Annotated in this window: 21 protein-coding genes and 1 pseudogene; 12 read left to right on the forward strand and 10 right to left on the reverse strand. The window is 67.4% G+C overall.

The genetic code is table 11. The annotated features are described in order from the left end of the window. Positions 1-2: 2 nt before the first annotated feature. Positions 3-680 (forward strand): response regulator transcription factor, encoded by a 678-nt coding sequence (locus SPHN_RS00060; RefSeq protein WP_248520430.1) that lies wholly within the window; start codon positions 3-5, stop codon positions 678-680. Next, entirely contained in the window at positions 667-2,016 is a 1,350-nt protein-coding gene (locus tag SPHN_RS00065) for a sensor histidine kinase (RefSeq protein WP_248520432.1), read from the forward strand. Before SPHN_RS00060 ends, SPHN_RS00065 begins: the two co-directional genes overlap by 14 nt. Here SPHN_RS00065 and SPHN_RS00070 read toward each other — a convergent pair. The 3 genes from SPHN_RS00070 to SPHN_RS00080 all read right to left on the reverse strand — a co-directional run bounded on the left by SPHN_RS00070 (position 2,013) and on the right by SPHN_RS00080 (position 4,590). Then, the gene (locus tag SPHN_RS00070) at positions 2,013-3,050 is read right to left on the reverse strand and encodes an endonuclease/exonuclease/phosphatase family protein (RefSeq protein WP_248520433.1); all 1,038 of its coding nucleotides are present in this window, start codon (positions 3,048-3,050) and stop codon (positions 2,013-2,015) included. The genes SPHN_RS00065 and SPHN_RS00070 overlap by 4 nt on opposite strands. Before the next feature lie 104 nt (positions 3,051-3,154). Continuing rightward, positions 3,155-3,658 carry a DUF2141 domain-containing protein gene (locus SPHN_RS00075; protein ID WP_248520435.1) on the reverse strand — a complete coding sequence of 168 codons (504 nt, stop codon included), beginning with the start codon at positions 3,656-3,658 and terminating at the stop codon, positions 3,155-3,157. Beyond that, positions 3,655-4,590: a hypothetical protein gene (locus SPHN_RS00080; RefSeq protein WP_248520436.1), complete on the reverse strand. Its 936-nt coding sequence runs from the start codon at positions 4,588-4,590 to the stop codon at positions 3,655-3,657. Before SPHN_RS00080 ends, SPHN_RS00075 begins: the two co-directional genes overlap by 4 nt. Positions 4,591-4,821: 231 nt before the next feature. Here SPHN_RS00080 and SPHN_RS00085 point away from each other — a divergent pair, with 231 nt between their 5' ends. The 7 genes and pseudogenes from SPHN_RS00085 to SPHN_RS00115 all read left to right on the forward strand — a co-directional run bounded on the left by SPHN_RS00085 (position 4,822) and on the right by SPHN_RS00115 (position 11,828). Continuing rightward, positions 4,822-5,622 (forward strand): DUF2334 domain-containing protein, encoded by an 801-nt coding sequence (locus SPHN_RS00085; RefSeq protein ID WP_248520437.1) that lies wholly within the window; start codon positions 4,822-4,824, stop codon positions 5,620-5,622. After that, complete coding sequence (locus SPHN_RS00090; RefSeq protein WP_248520439.1) at positions 5,619-6,794, forward strand: glycosyltransferase; 1,176 nt, start codon at positions 5,619-5,621, stop codon at positions 6,792-6,794. The genes SPHN_RS00085 and SPHN_RS00090 overlap by 4 nt, the downstream gene beginning before the upstream one ends. Then, the gene (locus SPHN_RS00095) at positions 6,791-7,042 is read left to right on the forward strand and encodes a hypothetical protein (RefSeq protein WP_248520440.1); all 252 of its coding nucleotides are present in this window, start codon (positions 6,791-6,793) and stop codon (positions 7,040-7,042) included. Before SPHN_RS00090 ends, SPHN_RS00095 begins: the two co-directional genes overlap by 4 nt. Next, positions 7,039-7,818: pseudogene (locus SPHN_RS00100) on the forward strand (COG4705 family protein). Before SPHN_RS00095 ends, SPHN_RS00100 begins: the two are co-directional and overlap by 4 nt. Before the next feature lie 100 nt (positions 7,819-7,918). Then, positions 7,919-8,452, forward strand: a complete 534-nt coding sequence (locus SPHN_RS00105) for an RNA polymerase sigma factor (RefSeq protein WP_248521416.1) — start codon at positions 7,919-7,921, stop codon at positions 8,450-8,452. Positions 8,453-8,563: 111 nt separating this feature from the next. Next, positions 8,564-9,553, forward strand: coding sequence for a FecR family protein (locus tag SPHN_RS00110; protein WP_248520442.1), 990 nt, complete (start codon positions 8,564-8,566; stop codon positions 9,551-9,553). Then, complete coding sequence (locus tag SPHN_RS00115; RefSeq protein ID WP_248520444.1) at positions 9,456-11,828, forward strand: TonB-dependent receptor; 2,373 nt, start codon at positions 9,456-9,458, stop codon at positions 11,826-11,828. Before SPHN_RS00110 ends, SPHN_RS00115 begins: the two co-directional genes overlap by 98 nt. A gap of 3 nt (positions 11,829-11,831) precedes the next feature. On the opposite strand, the gene SPHN_RS00120 is transcribed toward SPHN_RS00115, so the two are convergent. From SPHN_RS00120 to SPHN_RS00145, 6 genes are read right to left on the reverse strand one after another with little or no spacing between them, the layout of a single operon-like run. After that, a complete protein-coding gene (locus SPHN_RS00120; protein WP_248520445.1) occupies positions 11,832-12,371 on the reverse strand; it encodes a phosphatase PAP2 family protein in 540 nt (179 codons plus the stop codon). Further along, positions 12,368-12,994: a class I SAM-dependent methyltransferase gene (locus SPHN_RS00125; RefSeq protein ID WP_248520447.1), complete on the reverse strand. Its 627-nt coding sequence runs from the start codon at positions 12,992-12,994 to the stop codon at positions 12,368-12,370. Before SPHN_RS00125 ends, SPHN_RS00120 begins: the two co-directional genes overlap by 4 nt. Then, positions 12,991-13,650, reverse strand: a complete 660-nt coding sequence (locus SPHN_RS00130) for a tetratricopeptide repeat protein (protein ID WP_248520448.1) — start codon at positions 13,648-13,650, stop codon at positions 12,991-12,993. The genes SPHN_RS00125 and SPHN_RS00130 overlap by 4 nt, the downstream gene beginning before the upstream one ends. Continuing rightward, positions 13,647-14,426, reverse strand: coding sequence for an SDR family NAD(P)-dependent oxidoreductase (locus SPHN_RS00135; protein WP_248520450.1), 780 nt, complete (start codon positions 14,424-14,426; stop codon positions 13,647-13,649). The genes SPHN_RS00130 and SPHN_RS00135 overlap by 4 nt, the downstream gene beginning before the upstream one ends. Beyond that, a complete protein-coding gene (locus SPHN_RS00140) occupies positions 14,413-16,518 on the reverse strand; it encodes an AMP-binding protein (protein WP_248520451.1) in 2,106 nt (701 codons plus the stop codon). The genes SPHN_RS00135 and SPHN_RS00140 overlap by 14 nt, the downstream gene beginning before the upstream one ends. After that, positions 16,515-17,045, reverse strand: coding sequence for a thermostable hemolysin (locus SPHN_RS00145; protein ID WP_248520453.1), 531 nt, complete (start codon positions 17,043-17,045; stop codon positions 16,515-16,517). Before SPHN_RS00145 ends, SPHN_RS00140 begins: the two co-directional genes overlap by 4 nt. A gap of 418 nt (positions 17,046-17,463) precedes the next feature. Between SPHN_RS00145 and SPHN_RS00150 the strand changes: the two genes are divergently transcribed. Genes SPHN_RS00150 through SPHN_RS00160 form a run of 3 tightly spaced genes read left to right on the forward strand, consistent with a single transcriptional unit; the run spans position 17,464 to position 19,092 of the window. Then, positions 17,464-17,910 (forward strand): DUF3833 family protein, encoded by a 447-nt coding sequence (locus SPHN_RS00150; RefSeq protein ID WP_248520455.1) that lies wholly within the window; start codon positions 17,464-17,466, stop codon positions 17,908-17,910. Beyond that, positions 17,907-18,599, forward strand: coding sequence for a VIT1/CCC1 transporter family protein (locus SPHN_RS00155; protein WP_248520456.1), 693 nt, complete (start codon positions 17,907-17,909; stop codon positions 18,597-18,599). The genes SPHN_RS00150 and SPHN_RS00155 overlap by 4 nt, the downstream gene beginning before the upstream one ends. A gap of 40 nt (positions 18,600-18,639) precedes the next feature. Further along, complete coding sequence (locus SPHN_RS00160; protein WP_248520457.1) at positions 18,640-19,092, forward strand: hypothetical protein; 453 nt, start codon at positions 18,640-18,642, stop codon at positions 19,090-19,092. A gap of 185 nt (positions 19,093-19,277) precedes the next feature. Here SPHN_RS00160 and SPHN_RS00165 read toward each other — a convergent pair whose 3' ends face one another. Further along, complete coding sequence (locus SPHN_RS00165) at positions 19,278-19,550, reverse strand: hypothetical protein (protein ID WP_248520459.1); 273 nt, start codon at positions 19,548-19,550, stop codon at positions 19,278-19,280. Positions 19,551-19,715 lie beyond the last annotated feature (165 nt).

Below are 19,715 nucleotides of genomic sequence, written 5' to 3' on the forward strand. Positions count from 1 at the left end.
GCATGACGCATATCTTGCTGATCGAGGACGATGCCGGCACCGCGCACGAGATCACGCTCGAGCTGGCGGCGAACGGCTATGCGGTGACGCATCACGCGCTGCTCGCGGACGGTTTCATCGCGGCGCAGGATGACGGCGTCGACCTGTTGATCGTCGATCGCCAGCTTCCCGATGGCGAGGGGCTCGACCTGATCGCGCGGCTGCGCGCCGAGGGCAGGCGGACGCCCGCACTCGTGCTCAGCGCGCTCGGCAGTCTCGACGACCGCGTGCGGGGGTTGCGCGCGGGCGGCGACGACTATCTCCCCAAGCCGTTCGCGCTGGTCGAACTGATCGCGCGCGTCGAGGCGTTGCTGCGGCGGCCCAACGAAACGCGCGACACACGGTTGATCGTTGGCCCGCTCGATCTCGACCTGCTGGCGGGGACCGCGACGCGGTCGGCGCGCGCACTCGACCTGTTGCCGCGCGAACTGAAGCTGCTCGAATATCTGGTGCGCCGCCCCGACCGGATCGTCACGCGGTCGATGCTGTTGCGCGACGTATGGGGCTATACTTTCGAGCCCAACAGCAACGTCGTCGACGTCCATATGGGCCGGCTGCGGCGCAAGATCGACGGCGAGGGCGAGCCGCAACTGATCCGCAACGTCCGCGGGCAGGGGTATGTGTTCGATGTCCCGCTCTAACCCGCGCGCGCGCGCGACATGGCGGTGGGGCGGGGCGATCGCGGCGTTGCTGATCGTCCAGTCGCTGGTCGTCGCTGGGCTGTTCTGGGCGCTCGCCAACGGCAGTCACCGGCGCATGGCCGAACGCGGCTTCGTCCGCGATTGCCGCGGTCTCGCCGCGATGGCCGCGCCCGCGCGACGGTCCGAAGTGCGCGCGATGCTCGGCCGCGATATCCACCGCGATCGCTTCCTCGCGCTGTTTGCCGCCGATGGCACGTTGATCGACGGCAATATCGCGCGCCTGCCCGTGCCGGCGTTCACGCGAGGATCGGTGATCGCCGCCGTCGAGACGACCGAACTGCCGGGCAAGACCCGCGATACCGCGCGGCTGGTCGTGTGCGCGATGCCCGACGGATCGCGGCTGGTCACCGGTGTCGATCTCGACGATGCGGAGGAGGCGTTGCGAGTGGTCGAGCGGTCGCTGGCGATCGCGTTGATCCCCGCGATCCTGCTGGCGATTGGCTTCGGACTCGCGGCCGGGCGGCGCGCGGCGCGTCAGGTCGATGCGGTGCGCAAACTCACCGCACGGATCGTCGCGGGCGATCTGGCGGAGCGCCTGCCGGTCGGGCCCGATCCCGACAGCTTCGGGCTGCTCTGCGCGCACATCAATGCAATGCTCGACCGGCTCCAGCTGCTCGTGACCGAGGTTCGCGGCGTCGGCGACGACATCGCTCACCAATTGCGCACACCACTGACCCGTTTACGCGCACGCGTCGAGCGTGGCCTGCGCGAGGCGCATACCCGTACGCAGTTCGAGGCGGTCGCGGATGCCGCGCTGGCGGAGGTCGACACCCTGCTCGGGATCGTCGCTGCGCTGCTGCGGATCCGCGAGCTGGAGGATCAAGCCCGTCGCAGCCGCTTCGCCGCGGTCGATCTCGCGCGGTTGGCGGAGGATGCGTGCGAGCTTCACCGCCCGACCGCGGAGGATCGCGGGATCGACCTCACCTGCGACATCGCCGGGGCCGCCTCTGTCGAGGGCGATGCGAGCCTGTTGATGGAAGCGGTCTCGAATTTGATCGACAACGCGATGAAGTTCGGCCCCGCGGGCGGTCGTGTCCTGCTGTCGTTGCGGCAGGACGGCAAGCGCGTGGTCATGACCGTGGCCGACGACGGGCCAGGCGTACCGATCGCCGAGCGGTCGCTGGTCACGCAGCGATTCTACCGCGGCCGGCAGGATTGCGACGGCGCCGGACTCGGGCTCAGCCTGGTCAAGGCGATCGCCGACCTGCACGGCTTCACGCTGCGGTTCGCCGATGTCGGCAGCGCGGTCTCGCTGGTGGTATCCTCGCGCTCCTAGCGGCTCGCCAAGAGCGCCGACGGGGCTTGCCGGTGCGCTGATCCGATCAATTGATAGTCGATCATGATACCGACATGGTCCGACAGCATGGCATTTCGCCCGGAATGGCCGAACGGCGCGCTCAGGCTGGTGGGGCGGACTATGACCGCGTTTGCGGGGCGGTACATCAGCCAATCCTTGGCCCGGTGGGTCGACAGCGCGATGTCGGCTGGCTGCGTCACGCGACAGGTGGGCGACGTTCGGCACTGCAGCGAGCCGGCCGTCAATGTCGGTGTTCCGCCAAACATGTGCTGCGCAAAATATGCGCGCCGCTGGATATCATTGCCGACGTTGAAATCGCCCGCGACGAACATTGTCCCGCCGGTGCGCGACAACGACCCGACGAAATCGCTCAGCACGTCGATCTGCCGCATATAGGCATAGAGGGCGCGTGGCTCCGATACGCCGGTTGCCCCGTTCGAGTTCAGGTGCGTGTCGACAACCGTGACCGGGCCGGCAACGCCGGGGATCGCGATCAGCGCCGCCATCGCGCCCTTGTTGGCAAGGCAATCATAGCCCGCGCAGACCGGGTAGCTGATCCGGCGGACGGCGAGGATCGGGTAATCCGAGAAGATGGCGAGGCCGCTGCCGACGTGTTTGCCGACGCCTTCGCCGTACCGCATGCTGCCCGCCGCTACGAACCTCCGATCGCCGGACGTTTCGGGCGACGCCGCCGCGCCGGCCGGCGCCCCGAACGCGACATAGCGATAGCCGGCCGCCGCGCCGATCGCCTTGGCATCGGGTACGAAGGCCTCCTGCACCGCGACGATGCCCGGTTGACGCCCAGCGCTCCGCATCGCGCGCAATTGCGCGGCGATCGCCGACAGCGAAGCGGAACGATCCTCGGCGACCGGCCAGGGCAGCCCGTGGACGTTGTAGGTCAGCACCGAGACGGTGGCCGCCGGGCCCGCGACGGCCGCCGCGCCGGGAACCGATGCTGCGGATCCGACCAGCGCCGCCACGCAGGCCAAGGCGTGGGCGATGGATTGCGACATCGAGATCATCCTGCTTTCGGGGTTGTCCCAAACAGGACGTTGCCGCGCCGGGGGAACCGCATGTCACGTTCGCGGATCGCGGATATTTTGGTGGCGTGCCGACGTCAGCGCTTGAGCGGCGCGAACGAGAACAGCCCGCTGCGATAGTTCATCACCACCGTCGTCGGCGTGATCCCGGCGTGCGCGACGACCCGCGCCTGATCAGCGGCGGGCTTGGCATGACCGAGCCGCGGATTGCTGCCAAAGCCGATGCCGTCGTGGAGCAGGCTGAAGCCATGTCCGCCGCTGCGCGCGTGGACGACGCTGAGTGCGTAGGCCCCAACGGAAGGGACCCGCAAACACAGCTGCGCCGGACCGGTCGGGGGGACCGGGATTACGGTACGGCGGAACGTCTTGCCCTGCGCCACGAGCACATTGTCGTCGGCAAGGAAGTCCCCTTCGACCGCCGGATAGACTTCCGCGCGCAGGTTTCCCGTGCGATCCTTCAGGCCCTCGACAGTCACGAGGATCGCGGGGCCCGGCTCGTGCGGGCGGCATCGCGCCGCCTCGATCCCGAGCGCCGGTGTGGAGGGCAGCGTGGCGGCGAACAGCACTAGCGGAAGGATCACTGGACGGGCTCCGGGTTCAGCAGTTCGACGGCGGTCAGCACCGCGCCGAGCATGAGATGCGTGACCAGCCAGAGCGCGGCGATCATCGTCAGCAGCGCGGCCATGTGGAACGCGCTGCCGACCGTGAACGCGACCAGCCCTGCGAACACGATGTCCTTGTTGGGCAACAGCGGCAGCCGCGACACGAGCAGCCGCAACGTCGCGAGCACCAGCCACCACGCGAGCGGCGCGGCCGGCAATGCGACCGCCCACAACGCCGCCGACAGGACCGTCGTCGTGACGATGCGCAACAGGTGGATCACCGCGATCCGGCTCAGTTCCGGACGCGGCAGCGTGAACAGCCGCTTGCGCATTACCAGCGCGATGATCGACGGGATCGCGATGCTGGCCGCCGAAACGATGATCATCTTGGCATCCGTGCCGAGATGCAGCGCCGCGAGCGACGGCCAGCTGACCAACGCGAGCGCCAGCGTACAGGCGTTGGCGACGACTGCGGACAGGATCGACACATCCTTGATCGTCCCGAAGGGGCTGCCCACCAGCGACGCATGCTTGCGCGCCCAGGCATAGAAATATAGCTCGCCCGAATAGCCCGCGACGATCTCGTTGCTGATCCGCTTGCGCAGCAACGCGAGGAAACCGCGCGGCGGCAGCGCCCAGAGGCGGCGATAGATCACCCATTCGCTTGCCGGCAGCGCGAGATAGCCAGCCGCGAACAACAGCCAGAACAGCGGCGCCCGCGGCACCATGGCGATCACCGCGCGCACGTCGAGATGACGCAATTGCCACAAGGCCGCGATAAGGATCGCCGCGGATAACAATGGGGTCAGGGCGCGCGACGCGAACCCCCTGCTCATTGTGATCGGCTTGAGCTGCAGCGTCGAGACGGGCGAGACCGTGTGCTGGGCCGCGCGCTGAAAAGCGTCGCTCACGCGGCCCCGTTCGGGGTCGAAATCCTGGTGACGGGGCACGGCAAGGCTGTGACGGCGAGGGAGCCGAGGTCTTTCATGCCTCTGGGACGCCACCAGATCACAGCATCAGCAGCCTCGATCGACGGACCGCGCAAAAGAATGGTCGGGAACACGCGGAAAAAATCGGACGGGGCTGAGGTTCGGCGGGGTCGGTGCCGTCTCCGGGGCATGCAGCTACGCTCCCGAAATACTATGACGACGACCGCATCCGGGCCTCTGGCAGGCGATCGCAGCCCCGCCGATCGTCGCCTGGTGGTGTCGATCCACGACGTGTCGCCAATGTTCGCGGACCCGGTCGAGCGTCTTGCCGACAGGATCGGCGGCATTCTCGGCGGCCCGCGCTTTGCTATGCTGGTCGTCCCGGATCATTGGGGCGCTGCACCGCTCGACCGCGCGCCCACCTTCGCCCGGCGGCTGCGCGCATGGGCGGATGCGGGCGTCGAGATGTTCCTGCACGGCTGGGTCCACCGCGACACGAGCGATCACCGGACCGCCGCCGCCGGTTTGAAGGCGCGTTACATGACCGCAGGCGAAGGCGAGTTCCTCGGGTTGAGCGCGGACGAGGCCGAGCACCGCATGCGACGCGGTCGCGACATGGTCGAGGACGCGATCGGCCGCCCAGTTGCGGGCTTCATCGCCCCGGCATGGCTCTACGGACCGGGCGCGATGGCCGCGCTGAAATCCTGCGACTTCGCGCTGGCAGAGGATCATTTCCGCGTCTGGCGACCGGCGACGGGTGAGATCGTTGCGCGCGGACCGGTCGTGACCTGGGCGAGCCGGTCGGCGGCACGCACCGCGAGTTCGCTCGCGGTCGCCGCAGCCGCGCGCGCGCTGCCGGATTGGCTGCCGACCCTCAGGGTCGCAGTGCATCCCGGCGACGTCACGAAGGAGTCGTTGATGACCAGTATCGATCGGACGATTCGGTCGCTGTCGGCGCGTCGCACGGTGGCGCGCTATTCCGACTTGCGGCCGGAGCAGGGGGCGTCGTCATGAAGATCGTCGATGTCTGCGCCTTTTATACGCCCAGCGGTGGCGGCGTGCGAACCTATGTCGACCGCAAGCTCGTCGCCTTCGCCGAACGTGGCCACGAAATGGTGGTGGTCGCACCCGGCGAGCGCGACGGCATCGAACGGCGGGGGCTGAATGCGACGATCCGCTGGGTGCGGTCGCCGCGATTCCCGCTCGACCGCGCCTATCGGTATTTCTCCGATCGTGCCGCGCTGCACCAGGTGCTCGACGAAGAGGATCCGGATCTCGTCGAGGTATCGTCCCCGTGGCGCAGCGCATCGATCGTCGCCGACTGGCGCAGCGGACGACGCGCCCGCGCGCGGCTGTCGCTGATCGCGCATGCAGATCCGCTTTCGGCCTATGCCTATCGCTGGTTCGAAGGGGTCGCCACTACGCAGACGATCGATCTCGCGTTCGACTGGTATTGGCGGCATTTGCGCCGGCTGGACCAACGCTTCGACATGGTGGTCAGCGCGAGCCACAGCCTGACCGGGCGGTTGCGCGACGGCGGACTGCAGAAAGTGTTGACCGATCCGATGGGGGTCGAGCCGGGCCAGTTTTCGCCCGCACTGCGCGATGCGACGGTGCGCCGCGAGATGCTCGCTCTGTGCGGATTGCCGGAAGATGCGCTGCTGCTTATCGGCGTCGGACGCCATGCGCCCGAGAAGCGCTGGCCGATGATCGCGCAGGCGGCAACGATCGCGGGTACGCGCACGCCGGTCGGGCTGGTGATCGTCGGCGGTGGATCGCGGCAGCGGCCGATGATCGACGCGATCGCTGGCAATCCGCATGTCCGCCTGCTCGAACCGACCACCGATCGCCCCGCGCTGGCGCGGATGATGGCCAGCGCCGACGCGCTGATCCACGGCTGCGAAGCTGAGACCTTCTGCTTCGTCGCCGCCGAAGCGCTGGCGTCCGGATTGCCCCTGATCGCGCCCGATCGCGGCGGCGCGGCAGACCTCGCGCGAGCCGGCGACGGGATATTGTACCGATCGGGCAACGCGCAGGCTGCCGCCGACGCGATCCTGAACGTTGCCCGGACCCGTTCCGCGCCGCGCGCGGTGCGCCCGGTCCGGACGATGGATCATCATTTCGACGATCTGCTGGCGTTTTACGAACAGGGTGCCCCCTCGAGCAGAGAAGGATCATGTCGATGACCGCGATCAGCCTCGACTTTGCGGATCAGAGCGCCGCCGCCGCGCCGATGTTGCAACCAACCGTGGACCGTGGTGGCTGCGACTTCAGCGGCGACGGGCGTATCGTCGATGGTATCGCGGCGGACCGATCTGCGCTGGCCTGTCCTAGCTTTTATGTCGCCATTCTGGCTTGCGCGGTGCTGGTCGTCGCGGTCGCCGTCATCGAGTGTTTCCGCATGGTTTCGAGACGATCGGGGCGCATATCGTGACCGTCGGCGACCGCAAGGCGCTCGCGAAGGTCCCGGCCGTCACACTCCTGTTCTGGATCATCAAGATCCTCGCGACGACACTGGGCGAGACGGCGGGCGATACCGTCAGCATGTCGATGAACCTCGGCTATCTCGTCGGTACCGCGATATTCGTGGCGATCCTAGTCGTGCTGGTCTGGCTGCAGGTCGCCGCCGAGCGATACCGTCCCTTCCTGTACTGGGCGACGATCATCGCCTCGACGACGGCGGGGACCACGCTGGCGGACTTCGCCACCCGCTCGCTCGGGATCGGTTATCCAGGCGGTACGCTGATCCTGTTTGCGTGCGTCGCCGCGTCATTGTGGCTCTGGCACCGGATGCTCGGATCAGTGTCGGTCGCGACCGTCCATGAGCCTAGCGCGGAACTGTTCTACTGGGTCACGATCACTTTCTCGCAGACGCTGGGCACCGCGTTGGGGGACTGGACCGTCGATACCGGCGGCCTGGGCTATGGCGGCGCGGCAATCATATTCGGCGCGGTGCTGGCCGTCATTGCGGCGCTGCATATCTGGACGTCCGTCGACCGCGTGCTGCTGTTCTAGAGCGCGTTCATCCTGACGCGACCGCTCGGCGCGGCTGTCGGCGACCTGCTCGACAAGCCGATCGATCGCGGCGGCTTCGCCTTTAGCCGCCCGCATGCCTCAGGCGTGCTGGTCGCCGCGATCGTCGTGCTCGTGCTCGTCTGGCCGCTTTACCCATCAGGCGAATCGATGCGCGACATTTCCCCCGCGACCTGATCTCGGTAAGGCACTAGAACGGGACCGCCGCACGTGACGTGCGGCGCCCGACCACGGAGCAGTTGTCGTAGCCGACACCGACACGACCCCTCCCGCCGGCCTGTCGGCGGTCCTCGCGGCAAACCGCGCGCAGCTCGTCCGGTTCTTCACCGGGCGGACAGGTAGCGCTGCGGAAGCCGAAGACGTCGTCCAGGAAATCTGGCTGCATATTGCCCAGCCCGACGGGAACTCTTCTACGGTGCCTGCCACCGGGCTGACCATTGGACCGATCGCCAACCCGCTCGCCTATCTGCACCGAGTCGGCATGAACATCGTGCTCGACCGGGTGCGCGCCCGCGGCCGTCGCGAGCGTCGTGATGCCGGGTATGTCGAGACCATGACCGCGGTCCTGGGTGCCGAGGCGATCGACGATTCCCCCTCGGCGTTCGATGCGGCCGTCGGGCGGGAACGGGTGGCGCGTTTCGCCGCCGTTCTAGCGGGGCCACCCGAAGGCGCCATGCGTGTCTTTCGACGACACCGGATCGACGGGGCGTCGCACGCGGAAATCGCCGCGGAGCTCGGGATCACGCGCAGCGCGGTCGAAAAACACATCGCGGTGGCGCTGAAGCATCTTCGGAGGGCGCTCGATGATTGATCGCATAGCGGGACTGCGGTTCGCCATCGGCGGCGGCGTCTATCAATCAGGCGCCTTTCAAACGGGCGCCTTTCAAACGGGTGGGGGGCATCCGCCGGATGGGAGGGCATCATGACGTACGCACGCACGACGATCGATGCCGCTGCCGCCTGGCATGCACAGCTCGAATCGCCCGACATGGCGTGGGACGCGTTCGGCGATTGGCTCGACGCGGATCCTTCGCACCGTGACGCGTATGACGCGATCGCGGTGCTGGATGCCGAGATCGGCGAAACCGGACCGGCGATCGCGAAATTGCTTCCGGCCAATGATGATGACCAGCACGGCGACCATGCCGAAGACCTGACCGTTATTGGACCGCCTTCGAATACGCGGTGGCGCTGGGTCGGCCTGGGGATCGGCGGGGCGCTAGCGGCAGGGCTGGCGGTGATGGTCGTCGCGCCGTCCAGCGAAGGGGCTGCACAGGTCTATGTCACAGGCCGCGGCGAGACCCGCGCGGTTGCCCTTGCCGATGGCAGCCGGATGCAGATCGATCGCGGGTCCCGCGTGTCGGTGTCGGGCGGGCGCGCACCGGTGATCGAGATCGCGCAGGGCGCCGCGAGCTTTGCCGTGCGCCACGATCCGGCACGCGTGCTGATGGTGCGCGCGGGCGGATATGAGATACGCGACCTCGGCACCCGGTTCGACGTCGTCAGCGCCCGCGGGCGAGTCGCGGTCACCGTCGCGCAAGGGACGGTCAGCGTGACCCCGACCGGCGGCGCGGCGGCCGACGCGACCGTGTTGAAGGCGGGGCAGGGGCTGGACATCGTTCCCGGCAAGCAGATCGCCCAGCGCCGTGATATCGATCCCGGCCGCGTCGCCGACTGGACCGATGGTCGTCTGGATTATGATGGTGCGCCGTTGGCGCTGGTTGCCGCCGATATCTCGCGGTATGCCGATAGCTCGCTGGTGGTCGATCCATCCGCGGCGAACCTGCGCTTTTCCGGGGTATTGACGATTGGTGATGGATCGCGGCTCGTCGATCAGCTTCGGGCGGTACTGCCGATACGCGTTCGCCGCGTCGATGGCGTCGTGCATCTGGGCGGCACCGGCGCACGCTGATCGATCGGCATCCGCCGGCCAGACGATAACGATACCGACCGGCAGCTTGCGGAGTTCGCTCGATGCACTGGCGCGCCAGACCGGGATCTCGATCGGCATGGCGGGCGCGCTGCCGGATCTCCGCGTCCGGCGGGTCGATCGTGCGAGAGACGTCACGGAAGCGTTGCGCCGGATGTTGGCGGGCAGTCGCCTCCGCGCCGTCCGCGTCGATACAAGGACATGGCGCATCGAACAGGCGCCGGTTCCTGTCCGCGCACGCGCACCCGAACACGCCGGTTCGCCGGTCCCCGAACTTGCCGCTGGCGATATCGTCGTCATCGCGAGCAAGCGCGACGAACGCCTGTCCGATCTGCCCGCATCGATCAGCATCGCCGGCAATGCCGCACTCGGCCGGCTCGCGGGGCACCGGGGGCTGGTCGACGTCATGGCAACTACCGACAGCGCCTTCTCAACCAATCTCGGCCCCGGGCGCGACCGCATTTTCCTGCGAGGGATCGCCGACAGTGCGTTCAACGGCACAAGCCAGTCGCTCGTCAGCCTGTACCTCGACGACGCACGGATCGGCTACGCCTCGCCGGATCCCGACCTGCGCCTCGTCGACGTCGATCGGGTCGAGGTGCTGCGAGGGCCGCAGGGCACGCTCTACGGGACCGGCGCGCTGGGGGGCGTGGTGCGGATCGTCACGACCGCGCCCGATCTGGAGACATTCGCCGCGAGCGCTGCGGTCGAGGGGACCGGGATCGCCAATGGCGCACAGGGCGGTGCCGTCGACGCCACGCTCAACGTGCCGATCGTCGCCGATACGCTGGGCTTGCGCGCGTCCGCTTGGGTCGAGACGATGCCGGGCTGGATCGACGATACCGGCCGCGATCGGCGCGACGTCAACCGGACGCGTCGGATCGGTGGTCGTGCCGCGATGCGCTGGGCGATCGGCGACGGCTGGTCGGCGACGCTGAGCGGGGTCGCGCAACGGATCGACGCGCGCGACAGCCAATATGCAACCAGCGGCCTGTCGCGCGCGACCCGGATCGCCGAACCCCAGGACAATGACTTCACGTCAGGGTCGCTGACGATCAAGGGTCCGGTCGGGAAGTTCGAGGTGCAGGCGACGACCGCCTATGTCGACCAGGAATTCGGCAGCAGCTATGATGCCAGCATCCTGGCGCCATCGCTAGCCGTGTCCGCCCCGCTCGCCTATATCGAGGATCGGTCGGCGAGCCTGGTGTCGCAGGAAGTGCGGGTCAGCGATCCGACCGCGCGACACCCTTGGATCTTGGGTGCGACGATCCTGCATTCGACAAGCCGCCTCGATGGCCGTTTCATCCCCATCGGCGGTACCGCGACGATCGCCGCGCGCCGCGACGAGGAGGACGTGACCGATATCGCGGTATTCGCCGAGGGCACGCAGCGACTGAGCGACGCGCTCGATTTCAAACTCGGCCTGCGCGGCTTCTCGACCGTCAGCCATCTCGAACAGCGTGGTTCGAACAGCGACCGTGAAAACGCCAATCGCATCGGCGTCACGCCGAGCGCCACGCTGAGCTGGCATCGCGACGATCTCGGCCTGATCTGGTTGCGCTATGCCAGCGCGGTCCGCCCCGCCGGGATCAGCAGGACCGCGGTACGGACCGATCGGCGTATACCCGGCGACGAACTGCAAAGCGTGGAACTCGGGTGGCGCGTCAGTCTTCTTGGGACCCGCCTTAAGCTGCAAGGCGCGCTGTTCGGATCGACCTGGGAGCATCTGCGCAGCGACACGGTGGGCGAGGACGGGCTGCTCGGCACCGTCGATGCAGGCAACGCGATCAATTTTGGCATCGAACTCGGCGGCCGTATGACACTGGCCTCGGTATCGCTCGACTTCGGGACCACGCTGCAGCGCGCGCGGTTGACGTCGTCCTCCTCGACGACAGGGCTGGACCGAGACGATCGCCGCCTGCCCGTGGTACCCGACATATCCGCGCGTCTGACGGCATCGAAAAATTTCAACGCGTTCCGGCTGCCCTCGACCCTCTACGCCACCGCGCGCTATTCGGGCCGAACGCGGTTGAGTTTCGATCCTTTCCTCGACCGTCCCGCGGGCAATTACGCGACGATAGATGCCGGCGCATCGATCGATCGCGGTGCAGCACGATGGTCGATCGACGTTACGAATATCCTAGAGAGTCGTGGCAACAGCTTCGGGTTCGGGAATCCGTTCACGCTAGCCGCCGCCACCCAGACCGTGCCGATCCGGCCGAGAGCTGCGACGCTGCGGCTGGCAATCGGCTTTTGAGCGTCAGAACTGCATCGCCACGTCGATGCCGCCACCGCCCGATCCTGCCCAGGGCGTGAGGCGGACGCGGTCGTCGCGCCGCGAAGTCAGCAGAAACCCGCTCGCGCCGCCGATCACCGCGCCGGCGAGGACGTCGTGGACATAATGCTTGTCGGCGCGGATGCGCGCGACGCCGACGAACGACGCGACCAGCAAAGCGGGCAGTCCCGCCTCCCAGCCATAGCGCTTCTCGAGCGAGGCGGCCGCGGCGAACGAGATCGAGGTGTGGCCCGACGGAAAGCTCTTGTCGTCGCTGCGATCCGGGCGGCGCTCGTGGATCAGTTCCTTCAGCGCGAACGTCGTACCGCCCGCGACGAGCATGCTGGCCCCCGCTTCGAGATCGCCGCGCCAGTCGGCCTGGATCGCCGGCACGCCCAGCGCCGCGCCGACGAGAAGGTCGCGACCGACATCGCTGGCAGTGGCCCAGCCTTTCGGATCCGCCGTCGCGGGGGATGCCCATGCTACCGGGGCGAGGACAGCCATTAGGGCAATCGTGATCTTCATTCCGTTCGGTCCTTCATGAGCGGTGGTTTCTCCAGCGTTGCGAGCAGGCCGGCAACGCCGAACCCCGCATCGACGGTCGCGATCATCGCGGTGGGTCCGAGCATCGCGCGGAGATCGGCCTCGTCGAACAGCCGGTGGGTGCCACTGTCGCCGAGCCCAATGCGACGGAGTGAGCCTGCGGTCGTGACGTAGAGCGCGAGCCGTCCGCTGGGCCGCAACACCCGCATGAGTTCGGCGAGCACCGCGCGGTCGTCGTGCCAGAAATAGGCGACGTTTGCGGCCAGGATCCGGTCGACGCTCGCCTCGGGAAGCGGGATTTCGGTGAACGATGCGCGGAAGACGGTCGCAGCCGGGTGACGCCGGCCGGCTGCGTCGAGCATGTCCGGCGAATGGTCGAGGCCGTACACGTGGCCGCAGCCCGCAGCCGCCGACAGCGCACGGATCGCGTCGCCGGTGCCGCAGCCGAGATCGAGCGCGACGTCGCCCTTCCGGACGCCGAGCGCGTCGATCGCGAGCCGGGTCGGGCGACGGTTCGCGACGCGCATCGCCTGCCCGACGATCCGGCCACCCAAACCGCTCGGACTCGCGAGCTGTCGCCCGAGCGCCGCGGCGAACGCGGTCACGCCGTCTTGAGCTTCGCGTTGATCTTGCCCAGCAACGCGCGCATTTCCGCGCGACGTCCCGCATCCCAGACCGGCCGCGCGCTGTTCAAGGGTGCCTGGAGACCGCGCAGGACATATTGCTTCGCCTGCGCCGGATGTCCCTCGTCGTTGAGGAAGTCGGCGTAGAAGAAGTTGTTGTCGAGCCCGTTCGGATCCTGCTTCAGCGCCGCCTCGAGCAGTGCGCGTGCCTTTGCGGTATTGCCGAACCCGATCGGGAAGCCGGGCACACGGTAATAGAGGACGCCGAGGCTCATCTTGACGCCGCCATCGGCCACGTTCGGATCGATGCTCTGCGCCTTTTCGAGGATGTCGCGGGCGGATCGGGCGAAGCCGAGCTGTCGCAGAACGCTCGCCCGGGCCGCCTCCTCGCTGACCACGATGCCCTGCCACAGCAGCGGTTCGGCATGGCCGGGATAGCGTGCGGAGACCTGTGCGGCCTGGCCGGCGAGCACGTCCAGCTGGCGATATTGCTCGTTCCGGTCGGCGACCTGGTAGCGGATATGTGCCCATTGATCGTTGATCCGGCGCACCGCGGCATCCATCGCCGGGTTGTTGCTGGCACTGGCCGAGCCCGCGAGAGCCAGCGCGGCGAAAGCGAGAAAATAGCGGACGGTCATGAAAGGGCTCCTGAAGGATTGTCCTGGAATAGGCCGCGCGCCGTCAGCACTTGGCCTGCGAGGCCGCGGTCGACGAGGCGCGGCACCATCGCGTTGAGCTGGGTAAAGACGCGTTCGGGCAGGCCGATCGATACGTCGCGCTCGCGCCGCTCGATCGCGCGGAGGATGCGGTCGACGACGGTTGCGGGATCGTCCGCGGTCATCTTGGTTAGCGTCATGAAACGCTCGATCGTCGCGGTGTTGAAGCCGGTCCTGACCGCGCGCGGCGCAACGTGCGTGACCGCGATGCCGCGTCCGCCGAGTTCGCGGCGCAGCGCCTGGCTGAGCCCCTTCAGCCCGGCCTTCGCGCTCGAATAGGCGGTGAAATAGGGGTAGGGGACCGCGCCCATTACCGAGCCGATATTGACGATCTGGCCGTCGCCGCGTGCGACCATCTGCGGCACGACGGCGCTGGCGAGGACCGCCGGCGCGACAAGGTTGACGGCGTAGCCGAGCGCGATACCGGTCGCACCCTGCCGCTCGAACGGGCCGAAATGTTGCAGACCTGCGACGTTGGCGAGGATGTCGATGTGACGGTCGCCGAGGTGCGTGGCGAGATCGGCAAGGGCTTCCGGATCGGCGAGGTTCGCAACGATATGATCGTCGCACGCATCGGACGGGACGCGGTCTACTCCCGTGACATGTGCGCCGCACAGGCGCAGCCGTGCCGCGAGCAGGCCGCCAATCCCGCCCGCCGCGCCGGTCAGAACGATGCGGCGACCCTCAAGCGGTGACACACGTGGCCTCCAGTTCGATTCCGGCGAACAGCGCACCGAACAGGCCGAACATCGCGTTGGCCATCGCGACGATCGCACGCTGGTCGTCGGCATCGTCGATCCGGTTCATCAGCTTTTCGAAGAAGACCATGTGCTCTTGGTCGAGCGCACCGTGCGAGGTCAGGTAATGGAACGCGTCGTCGGGCAGGCCGAGCGCCGCCTGGACCGCGCCTGCGCCATGGCTCGCCATCGCGATGCTGGTGCCCTCAAGGACATAGACCATGCCGAAGAACGCGGCCGGCTTGCCGTTGCGGACCGTGTCGTAGGCGTATTCGACCATCGCGCGCGTCGCTGGCGAGGGCGCGCGGCTGGCGGCGAGGCTGTCGCCGCCAGCCGCCTCGATATCCTCGAGGATCCAGAATTCGTGGCCGGTCTCCTCCTCGATATACTCGTCGAGCGCGGCAACGAGGATAGGGCGGTGCGCCAGTCGGGCGCGTGCCTCTTCCATCAACGGAACGGTGTGGCGGACGTGGTGGAACGCCTCAGTGAGGTAGGCGATATAGTCGGCGCGCGTGATCCGGCCGGTCATCCCGGCGACGAGCTGCGGCGTCATCGCAAAGCGCGCCTGGGCCTCGCGAGTTTCGGCGACGAGGCGGTTGAAGAAGGGCTGTTCGGACGAAGCGTGATCCATCGAAATCTCCTGGGCGGGATAGGCTGTGTCGATCGCGGCGCGGCGCAGGCGGCCGTTGCCGGTGAGAAGTCCCGTCGCGGGGGTGAACGGGGGGACGACCTGCCAGTCCGCGATACGCGCATAGGCAGGGAGCGCGTGGTTGGCGGCAGCGACTGCGGCTGCGACATCCGCGCCCGGCGCCGACGGGACGAGCAAGGCGTCGAGCGTCGCGCGCCCATCGCCGCGCACCATCGCCTGAAGGATCGCGGGCTGGCGCGTCAGTCTCCCCTCGACCCATTCGGGCGAGATGTTGCGACCGTGGCTGATCACGATCAGCGCCGACTTGCGCCCCTCGATCCAGAGCCGTCCGGCGTCGTCGATCCGTCCAAGATCGCCGGTCGCGAGCGGGCCGGGAGCGCGCGGTGCGCCGACCGTGCCGAGGAACAGCGGCCCGTCGATCAGGATCTCGCCGTCGTCGGCCAGCTGGAGGGTATTGGCGCCTATGCTCCGGCCGACGCTGCCGCGCGATGCCGGATCGCCGTCGTCGAGGGCGACGACCGAGGCGCATTCAGTGAGGCCGTAGCCCTGGCGTACCGGCAGTCCCAGGTCCGCCGCGGCGTTGAGCAGCAGCGGATCGATCCGCGCACCGCCGACGGCGACTAACGTCAGGCGCGGCAACCTGATGCCGGTCGCGCGCATCGCCGCGACGAGGCCGGCGAGATATTCGGGCACGAGAATCAGCGACGTGATCGCCTCACGATCGATCGTGCCGAGGATCGCCATGACGTCCGGGCGGAACGGATCGGCCATGCCGACCGCGGACTGCGGCAGCGCGACATAGGTGCCGCCCGCCAGCATCGTCGCGTGCAAGCCGGCAACGGTTTCGAGCAGGATGCCCGGCGGCAATATCGGCAAATGCCGCCCGGCATGATGCATGCCGAGCGTCCCGACCACCGCCTGCGCGACCCCGAAGAGATGGTCGCGCGACAGGCAGATGCCCTTAGGATCACCGGTCGATCCCGAGGTGAAGGTAATGCGGGCAGTGCCCTCGGGCAGGCTGCGATCGGGCCGGCCGGAGTGGTTCTCGCGCATTTCAAGGCTCGGTTCGGCATCGAGCGACAGTATCGCCGGCCCCGAGAACAGCATCTCCGCACCCGCTGCATCGAGTGCGTGATTGGTCTGCGCGGGCGTGAAGAACGGCGGTAGCGGGATCGTGGCTATGCCCGCTTCGAGCAGCGCGAGATCGAGGACGGATTCGCCGACGCCCTGATCGAGCTGGATCGCGACCGGGCGGCCATCGCCGAACCGCGTCGCCAAGTCCTCCGCCAGCAGCGGGAGGACGCGTGCGAGCGTCGCCCAGGTCATCGGCGTCGCGCCGTCGATGGCGATCGCACCGGGCCGGCGTTCGGCATGGCCGCGGATCGCGTCGAGCAGCCGGGTCATGCGCGTGCACCCCGGTCCAGCCGCGCTCGGCACGCGGCGATGTCGCCCGCACACACCACCGGGTCGGTCTGGTAATAGCGTCCCCAGGTCGAGCTCGCGTCGCCAAGCGCCTCGATCCGCGCGGGGGCGAGTTCGATCAACTCGAGACCCAGGCGCGCGAACATCGACCGCAACGGCCGGGTCAGCACCGCGACCGCGACATCCGCCTGACCGGCGAGTGCCGCTGCCGCCTCGTGCCACAGGGTCATCGTCGCGCCGGGGCGTTGCGAAGCATGGTCGCCGAGCTCGACGATCCGCGCACGGGGTACTGGTCGCCCGAACCGTTCGGTCAACAGCACCTCGATCGGGCGGTCGAGATACCCCTCGAGAAACAGCGCGCCGACATCGGCGAGGCGGTAGCCCAAGGTCGCCTGCGGCAAATCGGGCGCACCGACGGTCAGATAGGTCGGATAATCGCTTGCAGGGATGGCCCCGTGCACGGCAGCGTAACGGTCATGGATCAGCGCGATCAGCGCGGCGTCGTGCATATGCATCCTCCCAGATGCAGGTGGGACGCCGCCCGCGTGTCACGTCCTCAGTCCAGCCTGCCGAAAAGATATTATTTATTGCAGACTTGATGGAGGACAGCGCCGGCGATCGACGATTTCGTCGTCCCTTTCACAGAGGCCGGACGAACAATTGATACTCATTATCAATTTTGCGTGCGTAGATCGGTACCATGAACTTGAGTTTAGGTAACGGACGATGGCGCAAGGATTGCCGATAGCTTAGATATGGGCAGTGGGCACAGTAACGGGCGCTGCAATCGCGCCTGTTCGTGCTGGACCATCCGACGACCTCGCGTTCCTGCCGAAAGCCCTTCCGATGATACCGTTCTTGACCTCGAGGCCAGTCGTAGCGGTAGCACTCGCCTTGCTCGTCTCGGCCTGTGCGGGCTCTCCACCCGTGGCCAACACTACCGGTGTCGCGCCGCGCTTCGTCGCCGAGCGCTTCTTCGCAGGTCGCCTAGACGGGGACGGCACACTCAAGATCGTGCTGCACGCGCCGACTACGACGCACGTGACCAGTGTCGGTCGTGTCGGCGCCGATGGGATACTGCGGCTCGACCAGCATATCGAACAGCAGGGCAAGCCCGCACGCGACCGGCAGTGGCAGATCCGTTCGCTCCGCGACGGGCGCTATGCGGGTACGCTGACCGATGCCTCGGGTCCGGTGACGGGGGAGGTCGAGGGCAATCGGCTGCACCTCGGTTTTCCGATGAAGGGCGGCAAGCGCGTCGACCAGTGGCTGACGCTGTCGGCCGACGGGCAGGTCGCGCAAAACCATTTGATCGTCTGCAAGCTGGGCGTCATCGTCGCGACGCTCGAGGAAACCATCAGGAAGCTGCCATGAGCAGCCCTAGCGAACGCCATCTCGTCTCGCGGACCGGCTGGTTGCGTGCGGCGGTGCTCGGGGCGAACGACGGCATCGTCTCGACCGCCAGCCTGATCGCGGGCGTCGCGGCGTCGGGCGCGACGACCGGCGCGGTGCTGGTCGCGGGGTCGGCGGCGATGGTCGCGGGCGCGATGTCGATGGCGGCGGGCGAGTATGTCTCGGTCAGCTCGCAGGCGGACAGCGAAGCCGCCGACTTGGCGCGCGAACACGCCGAGCTCGCCAGCGACTGGGCGCACGAGCATGACGAACTCGCACAGATCTACGTCGCGCGCGGGCTAGATCTTACGCTCGCGCATCAGGTGGCCGAGCAGTTGATGGCGCATGACGCGATCGGGGCGCACGCGCGTGACGAGCTGGGCATTTCCGAAATCGTCATGGCCCGCCCGGTCCAGGCGGCGTTCGCGTCGGCGGTCAGCTTCGTCACCGGCGCGGTCGTGCCGCTCGCGGTCGTGGCACTCGCACCGACCTCGCACCGGCTGGTCGTAGTGATCGGCGCGACGCTGGTCTGTCTCGCGATCCTCGGCGTGGTGGGCGCGAGGGCAGGGGGCGCCCGGCCGCTGCGCCCAGCGATCCGCGTGCTGCTGTGGGGCGCGGCGGCGATGGCGGCGACCGCCGGGATCGGGCATCTCGTCGGGACCGCGGTATGAGCGTCATGCCCTATGCCGAGGCCAGCCACCGGAGACCGCGATGAAAGCCCAGACGATGCGCCGTGTGCGCCAGTATCACTTCTACCTCGGCATGTTCTTCGCGCCGGCGATCCTGCTGTTCGCGCTGAGCGGTGCGCTCCAGACGTTCCGGTTGCAGGAGACCAAGGGCTATGGCGGTACGCCGCCCGGCTGGATCGTCTGGATGGCCAGCGTCCATAAGGACCAGTCGCTTCCTCGCGAGAACCACACCACGCTGCAAGCGATTAAGCCATCTGCATTGGTCGCTCAAGTGCCCCGCAGTGGGCAAGATCGACCGTTCACGCTGATCTCGCCGCTGCCTCTGAAGATCTTCGTTGCTTTGATGTCGCTCGGGCTGCTGGCGTCGGCAATCCTCGGGATTGTCATCGCGCTCACCAACCGAACGATGCGACGACGGTCCATGATCGTTCTTGTAGCGGGAGTAGCGTTGCCACTTCTCCTGCTGCTTAGCTGAAACTGTTCCGGCTGCGTCGGCGCACGGACGACGCGGCATGAATAAAGGTCTGAAGCTGGGGACCGCAAAACGGCCTGTGAATGTCTGGAAATGGGTCTACGCGGGCGTCGTGCGATCGGTAATCATAGGATCCGCTCACCGGCATGGATCAGCTCAGCGATAGTGCCAAACCAGGGCAATCACCGTTAGGCGCTTTTGATTTCTGTGATCTCGCCGTTTGAAAGTCCCGGGCCTTCCTCGTGCAGGAACCGCAAGAGTTCGACGACTTCCTCCGAACCAAACTGCAAGTCGAGGCTATCCATTCGAATCGAAATCGCTTTTCTGCGATCTGCGGACAGACCGGCGACAATATCAGCGCAGTCTTCGAGCGTTCCTCGTCCCAAAACGTCTGAGGTCACTTCACCAGAGGCGTCGACCGAGTAGATCGTGGCCGGTTCGCTTAACGGGTATGTCGTCATCGTGTATCCTTACTATTCGTCGTCGATAGGAGAACGCACCGACGTGCATATTGGGCACGCTGACATCTCGCTGCTACGACTTTCCTAGCCGAAGCAGCCTGGCGACAGGAAGGGCTCATCATAGAACGCGTGGCGAGCACCGCCATTAGCGACCGCCGCGTCCGC

The organism is Sphingomonas faeni (genome assembly GCF_023195535.1).
Taxonomy (GTDB): domain Bacteria; phylum Pseudomonadota; class Alphaproteobacteria; order Sphingomonadales; family Sphingomonadaceae; genus Sphingomonas; species Sphingomonas faeni_B.

Coding starts and splice junctions, on each gene's coding strand:
- SPHN_RS00060 (WP_248520430.1), top strand. CDS start 3: ATGACGCATATCTTGCTGATCGAGGACGATGCCGGCACCGCGCACGAG.
- SPHN_RS00065 (WP_248520432.1), top strand. CDS start 667: ATGTCCCGCTCTAACCCGCGCGCGCGCGCGACATGGCGGTGGGGCGGG.
- SPHN_RS00070 (WP_248520433.1), bottom strand. CDS start 3,050: ATGTCGCAATCCATCGCCCACGCCTTGGCCTGCGTGGCGGCGCTGGTC.
- SPHN_RS00085 (WP_248520437.1), top strand. CDS start 4,822: ATGACGACGACCGCATCCGGGCCTCTGGCAGGCGATCGCAGCCCCGCC.
- SPHN_RS00090 (WP_248520439.1), top strand. CDS start 5,619: ATGAAGATCGTCGATGTCTGCGCCTTTTATACGCCCAGCGGTGGCGGC.
- SPHN_RS00095 (WP_248520440.1), top strand. CDS start 6,791: ATGACCGCGATCAGCCTCGACTTTGCGGATCAGAGCGCCGCCGCCGCG.
- SPHN_RS00110 (WP_248520442.1), top strand. CDS start 8,564: ATGACGTACGCACGCACGACGATCGATGCCGCTGCCGCCTGGCATGCA.
- SPHN_RS00115 (WP_248520444.1), top strand. CDS start 9,456: ATGGATCGCGGCTCGTCGATCAGCTTCGGGCGGTACTGCCGATACGCG.
- SPHN_RS00120 (WP_248520445.1), bottom strand. CDS start 12,371: ATGAAGATCACGATTGCCCTAATGGCTGTCCTCGCCCCGGTAGCATGG.
- SPHN_RS00130 (WP_248520448.1), bottom strand. CDS start 13,650: ATGACCGTCCGCTATTTTCTCGCTTTCGCCGCGCTGGCTCTCGCGGGC.
- SPHN_RS00140 (WP_248520451.1), bottom strand. CDS start 16,518: ATGACCCGGCTGCTCGACGCGATCCGCGGCCATGCCGAACGCCGGCCC.
- SPHN_RS00145 (WP_248520453.1), bottom strand. CDS start 17,045: ATGCACGACGCCGCGCTGATCGCGCTGATCCATGACCGTTACGCTGCC.
- SPHN_RS00155 (WP_248520456.1), top strand. CDS start 17,907: ATGAGCAGCCCTAGCGAACGCCATCTCGTCTCGCGGACCGGCTGGTTG.
- SPHN_RS00160 (WP_248520457.1), top strand. CDS start 18,640: ATGAAAGCCCAGACGATGCGCCGTGTGCGCCAGTATCACTTCTACCTC.
- SPHN_RS00165 (WP_248520459.1), bottom strand. CDS start 19,550: ATGACGACATACCCGTTAAGCGAACCGGCCACGATCTACTCGGTCGAC.